The 14,397-nt window shown below is 68.4% G+C and carries 13 protein-coding genes; 4 read left to right on the top strand and 9 right to left on the bottom strand.

The features are described from left to right. The first annotated feature begins 91 nt into the window (after positions 1-91). A complete protein-coding gene (locus tag AC0KTM_RS03940; RefSeq protein ID WP_225328141.1) occupies positions 92-1,456 on the top strand; it encodes a DUF2867 domain-containing protein in 1,365 nt (454 codons plus the stop codon). 1 nt (position 1,457) lies between these two features. Here AC0KTM_RS03940 and AC0KTM_RS03935 read toward each other — a convergent pair whose 3' ends face one another. Next, complete coding sequence (locus AC0KTM_RS03935; RefSeq protein WP_225328140.1) at positions 1,458-2,180, bottom strand: CPBP family intramembrane glutamic endopeptidase; 723 nt, start codon at positions 2,178-2,180, stop codon at positions 1,458-1,460. Continuing rightward, the gene (locus tag AC0KTM_RS03930) at positions 2,177-3,325 is read right to left on the bottom strand and encodes an NAD(P)H-binding protein (RefSeq protein WP_472415009.1); all 1,149 of its coding nucleotides are present in this window, start codon (positions 3,323-3,325) and stop codon (positions 2,177-2,179) included. The genes AC0KTM_RS03935 and AC0KTM_RS03930 overlap by 4 nt, the downstream gene beginning before the upstream one ends. A gap of 91 nt (positions 3,326-3,416) precedes the next feature. Between AC0KTM_RS03930 and AC0KTM_RS03925 the strand changes: the two genes are divergently transcribed. The 3 genes from AC0KTM_RS03925 to AC0KTM_RS03915 are packed head-to-tail and all read left to right on the top strand — an operon-like array spanning position 3,417 to position 6,033. Further along, positions 3,417-4,499, top strand: coding sequence for a type III polyketide synthase (locus tag AC0KTM_RS03925; RefSeq protein ID WP_238958152.1), 1,083 nt, complete (start codon positions 3,417-3,419; stop codon positions 4,497-4,499). A gap of 20 nt (positions 4,500-4,519) precedes the next feature. Next, positions 4,520-5,020, top strand: coding sequence for an isoprenylcysteine carboxyl methyltransferase family protein (locus AC0KTM_RS03920; protein WP_225328137.1), 501 nt, complete (start codon positions 4,520-4,522; stop codon positions 5,018-5,020). Further along, entirely contained in the window at positions 5,017-6,033 is a 1,017-nt protein-coding gene (locus tag AC0KTM_RS03915) for an NAD(P)/FAD-dependent oxidoreductase (RefSeq protein ID WP_472415008.1), read from the top strand. The genes AC0KTM_RS03920 and AC0KTM_RS03915 overlap by 4 nt, the downstream gene beginning before the upstream one ends. An 80-nt stretch (positions 6,034-6,113) precedes the next feature. Here AC0KTM_RS03915 and AC0KTM_RS03910 read toward each other — a convergent pair whose 3' ends face one another. From AC0KTM_RS03910 to AC0KTM_RS03880, 7 genes are all read right to left on the bottom strand, one after another. Continuing rightward, positions 6,114-6,905 carry a crotonase/enoyl-CoA hydratase family protein gene (locus tag AC0KTM_RS03910; RefSeq protein ID WP_472415006.1) on the bottom strand — a complete coding sequence of 264 codons (792 nt, stop codon included), beginning with the start codon at positions 6,903-6,905 and terminating at the stop codon, positions 6,114-6,116. Next, positions 6,902-8,050 (bottom strand): thiolase family protein, encoded by a 1,149-nt coding sequence (locus AC0KTM_RS03905; protein WP_225328134.1) that lies wholly within the window; start codon positions 8,048-8,050, stop codon positions 6,902-6,904. The genes AC0KTM_RS03910 and AC0KTM_RS03905 overlap by 4 nt, the downstream gene beginning before the upstream one ends. Before the next feature lie 222 nt (positions 8,051-8,272). Further along, entirely contained in the window at positions 8,273-9,757 is a 1,485-nt protein-coding gene (locus tag AC0KTM_RS03900; protein ID WP_225328133.1) for an aldehyde dehydrogenase family protein, read from the bottom strand. 91 nt (positions 9,758-9,848) lie between these two features. Then, on the bottom strand, positions 9,849-11,063 hold the full coding sequence (locus AC0KTM_RS03895) for a cytochrome P450 (protein WP_238958154.1): 1,215 nt from the start codon (positions 11,061-11,063) through the stop codon (positions 9,849-9,851). After that, positions 11,063-12,067 (bottom strand): SDR family oxidoreductase, encoded by a 1,005-nt coding sequence (locus AC0KTM_RS03890; protein ID WP_472415004.1) that lies wholly within the window; start codon positions 12,065-12,067, stop codon positions 11,063-11,065. The genes AC0KTM_RS03895 and AC0KTM_RS03890 overlap by 1 nt, the downstream gene beginning before the upstream one ends. Beyond that, a complete protein-coding gene (locus tag AC0KTM_RS03885; RefSeq protein WP_472415003.1) occupies positions 12,060-13,208 on the bottom strand; it encodes a spirocyclase AveC family protein in 1,149 nt (382 codons plus the stop codon). Before AC0KTM_RS03885 ends, AC0KTM_RS03890 begins: the two co-directional genes overlap by 8 nt. A gap of 5 nt (positions 13,209-13,213) precedes the next feature. Then, entirely contained in the window at positions 13,214-14,332 is a 1,119-nt protein-coding gene (locus tag AC0KTM_RS03880; RefSeq protein ID WP_472415001.1) for an ABC transporter substrate-binding protein, read from the bottom strand. Positions 14,333-14,397 lie beyond the last annotated feature (65 nt).

The following is a 14,397-nucleotide window of genomic DNA, read 5'->3' as shown; positions in this document are numbered from 1 at the left end:
CGTTGCGCTGACCCGGCGCAACGCTTGAGTCCGCGTCGATGCGGTAATCCTCCTCGTAAGACCCCAATGGCTGACGAGCGACGGAGGATCGATGCCCGAACCCGTGCGGTGCTTGGTGACCGGCGCGACCGGCTACATCGGCGGGCGCCTGGTGCCCCGGCTGCTCGAGGACGGTCATCACGTACGGGCCTTGGCGCGCAACCCCGACAAGCTGGCGCAGGCGCCATGGCGCCGGCACGCGGAGGTGGCGCGCGGTGACCTCGGTGACGTCGATTCCCTGATCGCCGCGTTCGACGGAATCGACGTGGTGTACTACCTGGTCCACTCGATGGGAAGTTCGAAAGACTTCGCCGCCGAGGAGACCCGCGCCGCCCGCAATGTGGTGACCGCCGCACGGCGCACCGGGGTGCGTCGGATCGTGTATCTGAGTGGACTGCATCCGGAAAACACCGACCTCTCACCACATCTCGCGTCGCGCAAAGCCGTCGGGGAGGCCCTCATCGACTCCGGCATCGAGACCGTGGTGCTGCAGGCCGGGGTGGTCATCGGCTCGGGATCGGCATCGTTCGAAATGATCCGGCACCTCACCGACCGGTTGCCCGTGATGACCACGCCGAAGTGGGTGCACAACAGAATCCAGCCGATCGCGGTGCGCGACGTGCTGTACTACCTGGCCGCGGCGGCTTCTGTTTCGAGCGCCCCGGTCCCGAAGTCACGAACTTGGGACATCGGTGGACCCGACGTGTTGGAGTACGGGGACATGATGCGGGTCTACGCCGAGGTCGCCGGGCTGGGCAACCGCTACCTGTTCGTACTGCCGTTTCTGACCCCGGCGATCGCCAGCCTCTGGGTGGGGCTGGTGACCCCGATTCCGTCCGGCCTGGCGCGGCCACTGATCGAGTCGCTGGAATGCGATGCGGTGGCGCGTGATTCCGATATCGACATGATCATCGAGCCGCCACCGGACGGACTCACCGGATACCGCCGCGCGGTCGAGTTGGCGCTGCAGCGCGCAAAGCGCGGCCTCCCCGATGCCAGCTGGTCGTCGCTGCGGTCCGAGCCGGCCGAGCCGCTGCCCAGCGACCCCGACTGGGCCGGCGAGATCGTCTACACCAGCGTGCAGACCGCGACCGCCGCCGCCGCGCCCGCCGACGTATGGTCGGCGGCCCGCGCCGCGACAGCCGCGCGCCGCTGGCAGCGACGCCTGCCGCTGTCGGGCTGGGGCGTGGAGGAAAGCGATCCCGGCGCCAGGCTGCGGCTGCACTCCATGCCGGGTCGAGTAGGCCGGGCCTGGCTGGAGATCACCGTGCGGCCGGACGGCGGCGGCAGCCGGTACACGCAACGGGTGATCTTCGTGCCGCGCGGCGTCGCTGGCCGGATGTACCGGCTCACGGTGTGGCCGCTGCGGGTCGCCGCCCTGCGCGCTCTGGCGCACAACGTCGTCTCGTCGGCCTGACTCAGACGCCGAACATGGGCGGCAGGGCCAGCACCATGATCAGCCCCCAGCCGACGTGGGTCAGCACCGGCGCCAGCACGCCGCCGCTGGCCCGGCGCTCCAGCGCGCACACCGTCCCGAGGATGATCGCGGCGAATCCCAGCATGGGGTTGCCGCTGGCCATGGTCGCGGCGGTGTAGAGCAACGTGGAGATCAGCACCGGGTGATACCGGCCCAGCGCGGTGTAGAGCGCGCCACGGAAGAACAGCTCCTCGGCGACGCCGTTGATCACGGTGATCAGCACCACCAACACGAAAGAGCCTTGATGGGCGAAGAGCAGCACCCGGGTGATCAGCTCGGAGACGGCCGGGATCTCTCGGGCGATCAGCCCGCCCACGACGAACGCGCCACCGACGAGCAAGCCGACGGTCGTCCCGGTGATGACCGGCCGCTGGTTGCGGCCCCGCCAGCAGATGCCGCCCAGGTGCAACGGACCGGAGACCAGCGCACCGGCGGTCCACACCGCCGCGAGCGCCAGGGTCAGCCAGTAGAAGCTGGCCTCCCCCGGATGGCGCCGCAACGAGTACCCCAGCACCGCCGCGCCGACAACCAGCGTGATCGCGACGATGACGCGGCGCCGCCGCACCACGGACGGCGATTCATGGTGCGGCACAGCAACATTGGTGACGGCGCGGCGCAACTCGGCGAAGGCGCTGCTGTGGTAGGGGGTCGTTGACTGGCTCATGCGGGACGCACCTTCGGGGTCAGGGCGAGCAGAACGTCGAGGCCGGTGCGAAGCGCTCCGGCAACCGGACCCGGGACCCTGTTCACCAGCCCCAGGGTCGGCCGCACGATGGGGGGTGTGACGCGCTGGACGAGTTGCCGGATGCGCCGCGCGTCGCCGCCGGCCCAGGCGGCATCGGTGTTGGCGAGGTCGTGCGGATCGGCCAGGGCATTGACGGGGCGCGGCCGCTGATTCGACCGGCCGGCCAGGGCCAGCGCGATGGCGTCGTCGATGCCGAGCAGTCCGCCGGGCGGATCTGGTACCCGGTCGCGCAGGTCGCTGACGGACGCCACCATCGGGTGGTCGAGCGACTGGACGAGGTCCCCGGCCAGGCCCGGGGGCACCGGCAGGGCGACGCCGGTGATCAGCGAGGCCAGCGCCGTGTCGACCCTGCCGACCGACAAGCCGGTATGCCATCGCCCGGAGATGCGGGCATAGGTCTTGAGGAGCCGGCGGTAGGACGTGGTTTCGGGCCCGGAGATGTCATATGCCCCGGCCGGCACCCGGTCGGGATCGGCCGCGGCGACGAGGTAGTGCAGAACGTCGCGGATGGAGATCGGGTCGATCGGGTTGTCCATCCAGCTCGGAATGGGGATGACCGGGAAGCGATCTCCCACGTAGCGCATCATCTCGAACGACGTCGAGCCGGCACCGATGATCATCGCCGCGCCCAGCCACACCAGCTCCGGGCCGTCGGGGACGGTGAGCGCCTCGGCGACCTCGGCCCGGCTGGTCAAGTGCTCGGACAAGGCCTCGGCGGCGGGCACGAAGCCGCCCAGATAGACGATGCGGCGCACCCCGGCGTCGCGGGCCGCGGTCGCAAGGTTGGCGGCCGCGGACTTGTCCGCGTCGCGGAAACCGGGCTGACCGATGCCGTGCACCAGGTAATACACCACGTCAACGGGGCCGCAGCCGGCGAAGGCGGCTCGCAGCGAATCCGGGTCAGCGGCGTCGAGGGTCACCGGCGTGATGTCGTCGAACCAGCCGAAGCGCTTGAGACGCAACGGGTTTCGAGTTGCGGCCGCAACCTGGTGCCGGTTTTGCAGCAGCGCCGTGACCAGTCGTGATCCCACATAGCCGGTGGCACCGGTGACCAGAACCCGCATACCCCGACCCTAGCCCGACGACCAGGCCCCTGGCCCGCGCGACGCAAAGACGGATTTGAACCGGTGCGGCGGCGGCATCGTTCCCGGGTGCATGAAGAAGTTCACTGGGGGCACCGCGGACGTCGCGGTGAAATATCCGTCCATCGCCGGCGTGGCGGTGAAGTTCCCGCCCAACCGCTATACGCAACACGAGGCCATCCGCGCGCTGACCGACATCGCCGGCCCCGATTTTCGCCGCTTCGGCCTCAGCAGCGGCGTCGAATTCCGCAACACCGCGTTGCGGCTGCCCCGCTACCGCGAGCTGAACGGCTTCACCGAGGCCAACGACGCCTATCTCGACGTGGCGCTCGACCTGGGCGAGCAGGCGCTGGTGGCGGCCCTGGACGACGCCAAGGTGAAGCCGTCGGAACTCGACATCGTGTTTTCGACGACGGTCACCGGCCTCGCCGTTCCGACGCTGGAGGCCCGCTTGGCGACGCGGGTCGGGCTGCGGCCCGACGTCAAACGCGTCCCGCTGTTCGGGCTGGGCTGCGTCGCCGGCGCGGCCGGGGTGGCGCGCATGCACGACTATCTGCGCGCCTTCCCCGACCACACGGCCGCGCTGCTCGCGGTCGAACTGTGCTCGCTGACCATCCAGCGCGACGACACGTCGGTCGCCAACCTGGTCGCCACCAGCCTTTTCGGCGACGGCGCGGCCGTGGTGATCAGCGAAGGCGCCCAGCGCACCGGCGCCGAACACACCGGCCCGCGGGTGCTGGCCACCCGTAGCCGGATCTATCCCGACACCGAAGACGTCATGGGCTGGAAGATCGGCGGGGACGGATTCCGCATCGTGCTCTCCGCCGACATCGCCACCATCGCCGAGAAATACCTGGGCGATGACGTCCGCGAATTCCTCGCCGATCACGGGTTGCGCCCGCACGACGTCACAACCTGGGTCTGCCACCCGGGCGGGCCGCGGGTGATCGAGGCCGTCGAGAGCGTGTTGGACCTGCCCGCGGACGCCCTCGACCGCACGCGAAAGTCGTTGCGGGAGAACGGCAACCTGTCGTCGGTCTCGGTGCTCGACGTGCTCGCGGCCAACATGGCCGATCCGCCGCCACCGGGCTCGATCGGCCTGATGATCGCGATGGGGCCGGCGTTTTGCTCCGAGCTGGTGCTGCTGGCCTGGTAGGGCTGGTAAAGACTGTATCCATGTATTACCTGCTGGTGCTGGCCGTCGGGGTCGAGCGCGTCGCCGAGCTGGTGGTGTCCACCCGCAACGCGCGATGGTCGTTTACCCAGGGCGCCAAGGAGTTTGGTCGATCGCACTACCCGGTGATGGTGGTCATCCACACCGCGCTGCTGGTCGGCTGCCTCGTCGAACCGTGGGCGCTGCACCGGCCCTTCATCGGTTGGCTGGGCTGGCCGATGCTGGCGGTGGTGGCGGCCAGTCAGGCGCTGCGCTGGTGGTGCATCACGACGCTGGGCCGGCGGTGGAACACCCGGGTGATCGTGCTGCCGGCGGCCCCGCTGGTGCGACGAGGTCCCTACCGCTGGCTGCACCATCCGAACTATGTTGCAGTGGTGGCGGAAGGGTTGGCGCTGCCGTTGGTGCACACGGCGTGGCTGACCGCGGCCATCTTCACCCTGGCCAACGCCGCGTTGCTGAAGGTGCGTCTGCAGGTGGAGAACTCGGCTCTGGGTTACACATGAGCGATTACGACGCGGACCTGCTGATCGTCGGCGGCAGTCCGGGCGGCCTGGCCACGGCGTTACACGCTCGACGCCTTGGACTTTCGGTGATCGTGGCCGAGCCGCGCGAGAGCCCCATCGACAAGGCGTGCGGCGAGGGGCTGATGCCCGGCGGACTGGCCGAACTGACCGCGCTGGGCGTCGACCCGGTGGGCATGCCGTTTCACGGCATCGCCTATGTGAGCGAACAACGGCGGGCCCAGGCTCGGTTTCGCGGGGGGCCCGGGCGCGGCGTGCGTCGCACGACGTTGCACGCGGCGCTGGCCGCGCGCGCCAAAGAGCAAGACACCGACTGGATCCGCACGCGGGTGACCGGCGTCCGGCAGGATGCGCACGGCGTCTCGGCCGCCGGGGTGCGCGCGAAATGGTTGGTGGCGGCCGACGGCCTGCATTCTCAGGTCCGGCGGGCCGTCGGCATCGCGGCGAGCGCGGGGACACCGCGACGCTACGGCGTGCGCTGGCACTACCGGGTGCCGGCGTGGACCGACTTCGTCGAGGTGCACTGGTCGCGCTGGGGCGAGGCGTACGTGACGCCGGTCGAGCCCGATCTGGTCGGCGTGGCGATCCTGTCTCGTGGACGGCCCGACCTGGCCTGGTTCCCGCGGCTGGCCCGGCAGCTGGACGGCGCCGGCGCCGGGCAGCCCCGCGGCTGCGGCCCCCTGCGCCAGGTGGTCTCGCGGCGCGTCGCGGGCCGCGTCCTGCTGGTCGGCGACGCCGCCGGTTATGAGGACGCCCTGACCGGCGAGGGCATCAGCCTCGCCCTCAAGCAGGCCGCCGCGGCCGTCGAGGCCATCGCCGACGAGACTCCCGCCTCGTACGAGAAGGCGTGGCACCGGATCACCCGCGACTACCGGTTGCTCACCCGCGGGCTGGTGCTGGCCAGCACGCCGCCCGCGGTGCGGCGCGCCGTCGTGCCGGCGTGCACGCTGCTACCCGGCGTGTTTCGGCGCGGGGTGAACATCCTTGCGCACTGACACGGGGCTTTGAAGCGCGAGCAGACGCAGAATCGCGTTGTGCGGGCAGTTCGCGTGCGATCTGTGTCTGCTCGCGCCTTTTAACGCGCCTTCCAGACCGGGTCCCGCTTCTCGGCGAACGCCAGTGGTCCCTCCTTGGCGTCCTCGGAGCGGATCAGGACCCGCATCTCGCGCACGGTGCGTTCCCAACCCGGCTCGTCGTCGACGACGACCCCGTCATCGACGCCGTAGGCGACCCGCTTGCTGGCCTGCACCGACAGCGGCGCGTTGACGGTGACCCGCGCGGCCAGCGCCAGCGCGGCGTCCAGCACCGATCCCTGCGGGGCGACCTCGTTGATCAACCCCCACTCGCAGGCGGCGGCCGCGGTGAGCGGATCACCGGTCAGCAGCAGCTGCATCGCCACCTTGCGGGGCAGCTGCTGCGCGATGCGGAAAACGCCACCGGCGGCGGCGATCAGCCCGCGTTTGACCTCGGGGAGCCCGAACTGGGCCCGCTCGTCGGCCACCACCAAATCACTGGCCAGCGCCAGCTCGGTGCCGCCGCCCAGGGCGGTCCCGTTCACCGCCGCGATGGTCGGCTTGTCGATGAAGTGGTGGACGTAGCCGGCGAAACCCCACTCGGGATGGTCGGGGTGGTAAAGGTTTTCGCGGCGAGCGATCGCCTTGAGGTCGGCGCCGGCGCAGAACGACTTGTCGCCTGCGCCGGTGAGCACCACCGCCCGCACCTCGGGATCGTGTTGCGCCGCTTCCAGCGCATCCCCGACGCCGATGCTGACCGCGGCGTTGACCGCGTTGCGGGCCTCCGGCCGGTTGATGGTTATCACCATCACGTTGCCCCGGCGTTCCGCCAGGGCGCCGAGCGCTTCCGTCACAACAGTTCCACGATGGTGGCGTTGGCCTGGCCGCCGCCCTCGCACATGGTCTGCAGACCGTAGCGAATCCCCTTGTCCCGCATGTGATACAGCAGGGTGGTCATGATCCGGGCGCCCGATCCGCCGAGCGGGTGGCCCAGCGCGATGGCGCCGCCGTTGGGGTTGAGCTTCTTCTCGTCGGCGCCAATGTCCTTGAGCCACGCCAGCGGGACGGGCGCGAACGCCTCGTTGACCTCGTAGGCGCCGATGTCGTCGATGGACAGCCCGGATTTCTTCAGCACCTTCTGCGTCGCCGGGATGGGCGCGGTCAGCATGATCACCGGGTCGGCCCCGGCCAGCGACGCGGTGTGCACCTTGGCGATCGGTTTGAGGCCCAGCTCCTTGGCCTTCTCGGCCGACATGAAAAGCAGCGCCGCCGAACCATCGGAGATCTGCGACGAGTTGCCGGCGTGGATCACGCCGTCCTCCTTGAACGCCGGCTTCAGCGAGGCCATCTTCTCCATCGGCGTGCCGCGGCGGATGCCCTCGTCCTTGAGGACGACGTTGCCGTCCTGATCCTTGATGCCGACGATCTGGCCGTCGAAGGCGCCGGAATCCTGTGCGGCCGCGGCCTTTTCGTGCGAGGCCAACGAGAATTCGTCGAGCGCGGTGCGGTCGAAGCCCCACTTCTCGGCGATCATCTCGGCGCCGATGCCCTGGTTGGGGATCTGGCCTTCGTAGCGATCCAGGAAGGCCTGGGAGTACGGCCTGCCCCCGTTGGCCAGCGACGCCCCCATCGGGGTGCGCGACATCGACTCGACGCCGCCGGCGACGACGACGTCGTAGTGCCCGGCGATCACCCCGGCGGCCGCGAAGTGGATGGACTGCTGGCTGGACCCGCACTGGCGGTCGACGGTCACGCCGGGGACGGTCTCGGGCCAGCCGGCGGTCAGCAGCGCGGTGCGGCCGATGTCGAGGGCCTGCTCGCCGGCCTGCATGACGCAGCCCCAGATGACGTCGTCGACGATGCCCGGATCGACGCCGGCCCTGTCGACCAGGCCGTTGAGCACCTGCGCGGACAGATCCGCCGGGTGCAGCCCGGACAATCCGCCGTTGCGCTTCCCGATCGGTGAACGCACTGCCTCGACGATGACGGCTTCAGCCATGGTCTTGTCTCCTTTGACACGTGGACTTCGAAAGAGTTGAGTCTTGCCTCGATTGTCAACCAAGGGGTTGGGAGGGCGAACCCCGGGGTGCTTCTCCCCCGTATCGACCGAGGTGACCAACTACGCCGTCGCACGCGCTACCGCATGTGCGAGCGGATTCGAAAGCCACGTAAAGCAGGCCGGCACAGCCGTTTTGGGTGGCGCGACCAAGTCGCGCCGCCCTCAACCGGCGGGGTAGGCGACCGACTTGATCTCGGTGTACTGGTCGAACCCGGCGACACCGTTCTGGCGACCCACGCCGCTTTCCTTGTAACCACCGAACGGGGTGTCGGCGCCGTAGGGGGCGCCACCGTTGACGCCCATGAAGCCGGCCTTGATGCGGCGGGTCACCGACAGCGCACGCTCGAGGGAACCCGCAAACACGTTGCCGGCCAACCCGTACACGCTGTCGTTGGCGATCCGGATCGCGTCCTCCTCGTCGTCGAACGGAATGACCGAGAGCACCGGGCCGAAGATCTCTTCCTGCGCGATGGTCATCTTGTTGTCGACGTTGGTGAAAAGCGTTGGCCGCACGAAGTATCCCTTGTCGAAACCCGTCGGCGCGTCGGGACCGCCGACCAGTGCGGTGGCACCTTCTTCCACACCCTTCTTGATGTAGCCGGTCACCCGCTCGAGCTGCCGCTGCGAGATCACTGGGCCGCACAGCGTGCCGGGGTCCTGCGGGTCGCCGCACGTGACGTTCTCGTAGATGTTCTTGAGGATCTCCACGCCCTCGTCATAGCGGGACCGCGGCAGCAGCAGCCGGGTCGGGTTGGCGCAACCCTGACCGGCATGCATGCACGGCGCGATGCCGACCATGCAGGCCGTCCCGAAGTCGGCGTCCTCCAGCACGATGGTGGCCGACTTGCCGCCGAGCTCGAGGAACAGCCGCTTCATGGTGGCGGCGCCCTTTTCCATGATCCGCTTGCCGACCACCGTCGAACCGGTGAAGGAGATCAGGTCGACCTTCGGTGACAGCGTGAGCTCCTCGCCCACGAAGTGGTCCGACGCGGTGACGACGTTGACCACGCCGGCGGGGATGTCGGTCTTCTCGGCGATCAGCCGGCCGAGCCGGGTGGCGTTGAACGGCGTGTTCGGCGCCGGCTTGAGCACCACCGTGTTGCCGGTTCCCAGCGCCTGGCCGAGCTTGTTGAGGGTGACCTCGAACGGGAAGTTCCACGGCACGATCGCGCCGACCACACCGACCGGCTCCCGCCATACCTTGCGGGTGGTCAGCGTGCCCGTGAGGCTGATGACCTTGTCGCCCAGGTCGGTCTCCCACGCGTACTCGTCGATCAACCGGGCGGGATAGCGCAGCCCGTCTTCCAGCGGGGCGTCCAACTGGGGGCCGAACGTGATGGCCCGCGGCGAGCCGACCTCGAGGATGAGTTCCTCGCGCAGTTCTTCCTTCTCCGATTCGATCGCCTCGTGCAGCTGCAACAGGCAGCGCTTGCGCAGTTCGCGGTTGGTCGACCAGTCGGTCTCGTCGAAGGCGCGTCGGGCGGCGTCGATGGCCCGCTGCATGTCCTCCTTCGAGGCGTCGGCAACCTCGCCGAGCGGCTCCTCGGTGGCCGGGTTGATATTGGTGAAGGTGCCGGCCTGCCCGTCGACGAGCTTGCCGTCGATCATCATCTTCGGCTCGAAGCGGACCTTTACAGCCTCAGTCATATCTGTCACTCTCTTCTGGGTCGTTGAGGGGCTACGGAGAGCCTTACCGGAAACTAGCCGATTGGCAAGGTGTAGCCGGCCGCGGGGCCGCTTAGTGCGGGTCGAACAGCACCGGCACCGACGTCGGCGACCGGAAAACCTGCCCGCGGATGTGCGGATCGTCCGCGTCCGGGTCCAGCCGAAGGTTCGGCAGCCGGTCGAGCAAAAGGTTGATGGCGGTGCGCATCTCGAGCCGCGCCAGGTGCATGCCGAGGCAGACGTGCACACCGTGCCCCCAGCCCAGGTGGCTCTTGGGTGCGCGGAAGATGTCGAACGTGTCCGGTTCGGGATAGCGGTCTTCCTGCCGATTGGCCGCACCCAGCATCGGCATTACCGTCGAACCAGCCGGTATCGGCACCCCGCCGAGCTCGGTGTCGCGGGTGGCCACCCGGGTGATGGTCAGCAGGGGCGGTTCCCACCGCACGCCTTCCTCGATGGCCTGCGGCAGCAGCGACCGGTCGGCGCGGATGGCGTCGAGCTGCACGGGGTCGGACAGCAGCGCCAACAGCAGGCTGCCCAGCGACCGGTAGGTCGTCTCCACCCCGGCGGGCAGCAGCAGGCGCAGGAACGAGTAGATCTCCTCGTCCTCGAGTTTCTCGCCGTCGATCTCCGCCTGGGACAGAGCGCTGATCAGATCGTCCTGGGGCTCGGCGCGGCGGGACGCGAGGATCGGCGCGAAGTAGTCGCACAGCGCGGCCGAGGCGGCAAGGCCGCGTTCCGGGTTCAGGATCCAGCTCAGCAGCGAGATGGACCAGCGCTGAAACTGCGGGTAGTCCTCCTGCGGCAGGCCCAGCAGGCCGGCGATGATCTGGCTGGGGTAGTCGAAGGTGAATTCCTTGACCAAATCGGCCTTGCCGTGGGCGGCGAACTTGTCGATCAGGCTGTTGCCCACGCGGCCGACCAGCTCGTCTTCCCACCGCGCCAAGGCCTTCTGCGAGAAGGCCTTGGACACCAGTGATCGCAGCCGGCCGTGCACCGGCTCGTCCATGCCGAGCATGACGCGCTCCCCCAGCACCGGGCCGAACGCGGCGATGACGGCCGCCGAGGAGAACGTCTCGTTGTCGCGCAGCATCTGCTGGGCTTCTTCGTGACGGTAGACGATGAAGACGGGCTTGGATTCCTCATGCGGCATCCCCGACGTGTCCAGGCGTTGAATCGGCTCCTCGCGGCGCAGCCGGGCCAGCTCGGTGTACGGGTCGCGCACGTCGCCCGAGACCGCGTCGTCGAACGCGCCGAAGTCTTCCAAGTCGTCGAAAAGTTGCTCCACTATTCCCCCTCGTTTCCTTTGTGGCGCTTGGCCGCCAGCGATGCCAGGCGCTGCAGCACCGGTGCCGGAAGGATCTTCGCGGCCATCACCATCGCCTTCTGGCTGGCGGTCAGCGGCCACGCCCCGCCCCGCATCGACCCCTGTCTCGGTATGCCCAGCACGATCCGCGACAGGTGGTGCATGCCCGAGGCGGGCAGGATCCTGTTGGCGGCCAGCAGGATCGACGCGTCCGGGCCGATGCCGCGGCGGCGAAACGGCTCCCGGTCATCGAGCGCCTTCAGCAGGCCGTCGGCGAAGCGCTCGGGCGGCCGGGCCATCTTCATCGCGAAGCGGCCGCGGCTGTTCATGGTGTTGTGCAGCCGGGCGTACGGGCCGGCGAAGTCGCGATCGTCGGTGGTGCCGGCGTCGGTGATGATCTCGGTGTCATAGGTGCCGGCGACCACCACGGTGACCCCGAGACCGAAGGGCGCGATCTCGCACGCCATCGATTCCCCCCACCGCTCCAGCGCCCCCTTGGCCGCCGAGTACGGCGCGGTGGCGGGCTGGCCGCGCACTCCAGCGGCGCTGGACACCAACACAATTCGTCCCGCACCCGCCGCCCGCATCGACGGCAGCAGAGCCTGGGTGAGCGTGACAGGCCCCAGCACGCTGGTAGCGAACATGCGCTGCCACAACGCCAGATCGGTTTCCTCCACCATTCCGGCCGCGGAAATGCCCGCGTTGTGCACCAGCGCATACGGTGCGCCCACGGCTTCCTCGATTGCCTTGGCCGCCGCGGTGATTGACGCGGTGTCCGTCAGGTCGAGCTGCATACCGATCAATCGTTCGTCGTCGGGCGGCGTCAGCCCCTGGTCCTGAATCGCCTGACGCAGCAGCGGCATTGCCTGGTCGGGTGTGCGCATGGCCGCGACGACGCGCCACCCTTCCCGATACAGCCGCACCGCCGAGGCGAACCCCAGCCCGCGCGACGCTCCGGTGATGACGACCGTGCGCGGCTCAGCCATGGTTGCCCGACGGGGGGGTTGCGCACGCGCCTTCGCCCGGTGGCGGGGGCTCGACGTGGGGCCGACCGTTGGGCTCTCCGCTCGCCCACGTCGACCAGATGCCGACCGAGAACGGACCTTGCGCGCCGGCCTTCTCGTAGAAACCTTGCGGGTCATAGACTTTGGCCTCGGGGTACGGCCACGGGCAAGCCACCGAGGTGGCGGCATGGCTGACCTTGATGACCCAGAACCAGCCGCCGTACGCGAAATAGGACACGTTGATGATGACGAACATCACCAGGAAGGTGCCCAGCACCGGTCGCCCCGGGAACAACTTCGCCTTTGCGGCAAGCTTTTCCGCGACCGATTTCCCGGTGTCGTCGCGATAGCACAGGATCGCGGCCGGCACCATCACGAAGCACACCGAGAACGACTCCCAGATCAACGGGAACTGAAATGTTGTGCCGGTGAACACCGATCCCCACGGAATGACCTGCGAGTAGATGTACATGCCCCAGTGGACGAGGGTGTTCTCCAGGAAGGCGTCGAAAACGAAACCGATCACCAGGGTGATCAGACCCAGGCACACCAAGGGGTGCCGCGACGCATAGCTCGCGGGCCCGTATTTCGCCTGCAGCTTGCGCAGCAGCCAGACGGCCGGGAAGTAGGGGCCGAAGTAGAACATCACGTAACCGAAGACCACGAACGGCTCGACCGTCGGCGACAGCGACACCAGCGGCCAGGATTCCGGCCAGTGCACCAGATCGGGGTTGTAGACCGCGAACGGCGACCAGTTCATGATCGGGTCCTGCCACACGATCAGCGTGGTGCACAAGAACATCAGCATCGCCGGGCTGCCGGGGTTGCGGCGCCAGCCCCTGATGAAGACGATCAACAGCACGATCAGCGCCACCACGGTGGCCCAGTCCAGGAAGTCGATGTAGTCCAGCCCGAACATGAACTTCACCGGGCGCGGCCGCCCCTGCACGTTCGGATTCGCCACGCGCGGGTCAAGGGCCACCCGGCAATTCGCGATGAAGAACAACACGAAGGCGGCCAGCGCGGCGCCGGAGATCCAGCCGCCCCAGCCGCGCCTGTTGGTTCGCGGCGGGGAAACCGCTTCCTGTTGCGCGGCAGGCGGTGTGGACTGTTCGGTGGACATCGTCGTCAGCCTTCCTCGCCGAAGCGATCAACCAGATGCGAGTTGATGCCGTCGGCATCGAGCGTGCGGGCCACGAGATACCCGGCGCCCATCCACGCCCGCCGCGTCCACTTGCCGAAGGAGATCCGGGTTCCGGGCGCCCCGGAGGCGGCGGGCATCATCTTCACCCGCTCCAGCGCCTCCTTGATTCCGCGCGGGCTGAGCGGGTGCGCGTCGGTGAACGCGCGCACGAGTGTCGCGGCGACGTCGCGATTCACCACGGTCACGCAGAACTCGGGCCGGCTGCCGTTGTACCGCTTCGCGTAGCTGTCGAGGAAGTCCTGGCCGATCCGGTTCGCCTCGTCGTACTGGTCGACACCGATCCAGCCCATGAACGCGTTCCACATGATCGGGTTCACCCAGGCGTTCTGCCACGCGGTGGTGGTGAAACGGGGCGGGTCCCAGGCGAGAGCCTCGAGGGCCGGGTTGATGAAGACGATTCCGAATCCGAATCCCAGGTGCACGATCGCCTCGGCCTTCGCCTCGTGCAGCGTCCGCACCGCAGCGTTGATGTCCTGGGCGGTCTGGGCGATTTCAGCTTCCGCCACGATCCGAATGCCCTTGCGCCGACAGGCACTTCGCAGGTTCTTCAGGTAGCTCTCGCCGATGAGGCTCTGCTCGACCAGGACACCGATCTCGGCCAGTCCCCGTTTGGCGATCAGGTCGGCCAGGAAGATGGGTTCATCGGTCATGGATCCCTGGGGGAATGCGAAGGTCCACTCGCCCAGCCAATCGTCGGTGCCGGTCACACTGATCGCGGGCACCTTGAACCGCTCCTCGATCGCTTCGCGCAACGGCACGCAGTTATCGGTGATGTTGGGGCCGAAGACCACCAGGCAGCCCTCGTCGACCAGTTCGCCATACGCATCGATCACCGCCTTGACCGAACCCTTGGGCAGGCCCTCCACCTCGCGGTAGATCATCTGCACCGGACGGTCCATCAGCCCCTGGGCGACCGCCTCTTCGAAGATGAGGTCGAAGGTCTGGGTGAAGGACGCGAACAGATCATCGGGAAACCCCGGCGGCAGCGTGAAATCCATCAGGTAGCCGACCTTGATCGGCTCAGCGCTGCTTTCGTAGGACATCTGACCTCCCGGGTGGCATGTTCGCGCGTCCCCAAATCAAAAACCTAATATTTGTTCAGACACTA

The organism is Mycobacterium sp. NTMscope_Eco_3 (genome assembly GCF_976985685.1).
Note: the sequence above shows the minus strand (reverse complement) of the source record. Positions and strands in the feature narration are given on the sequence as shown.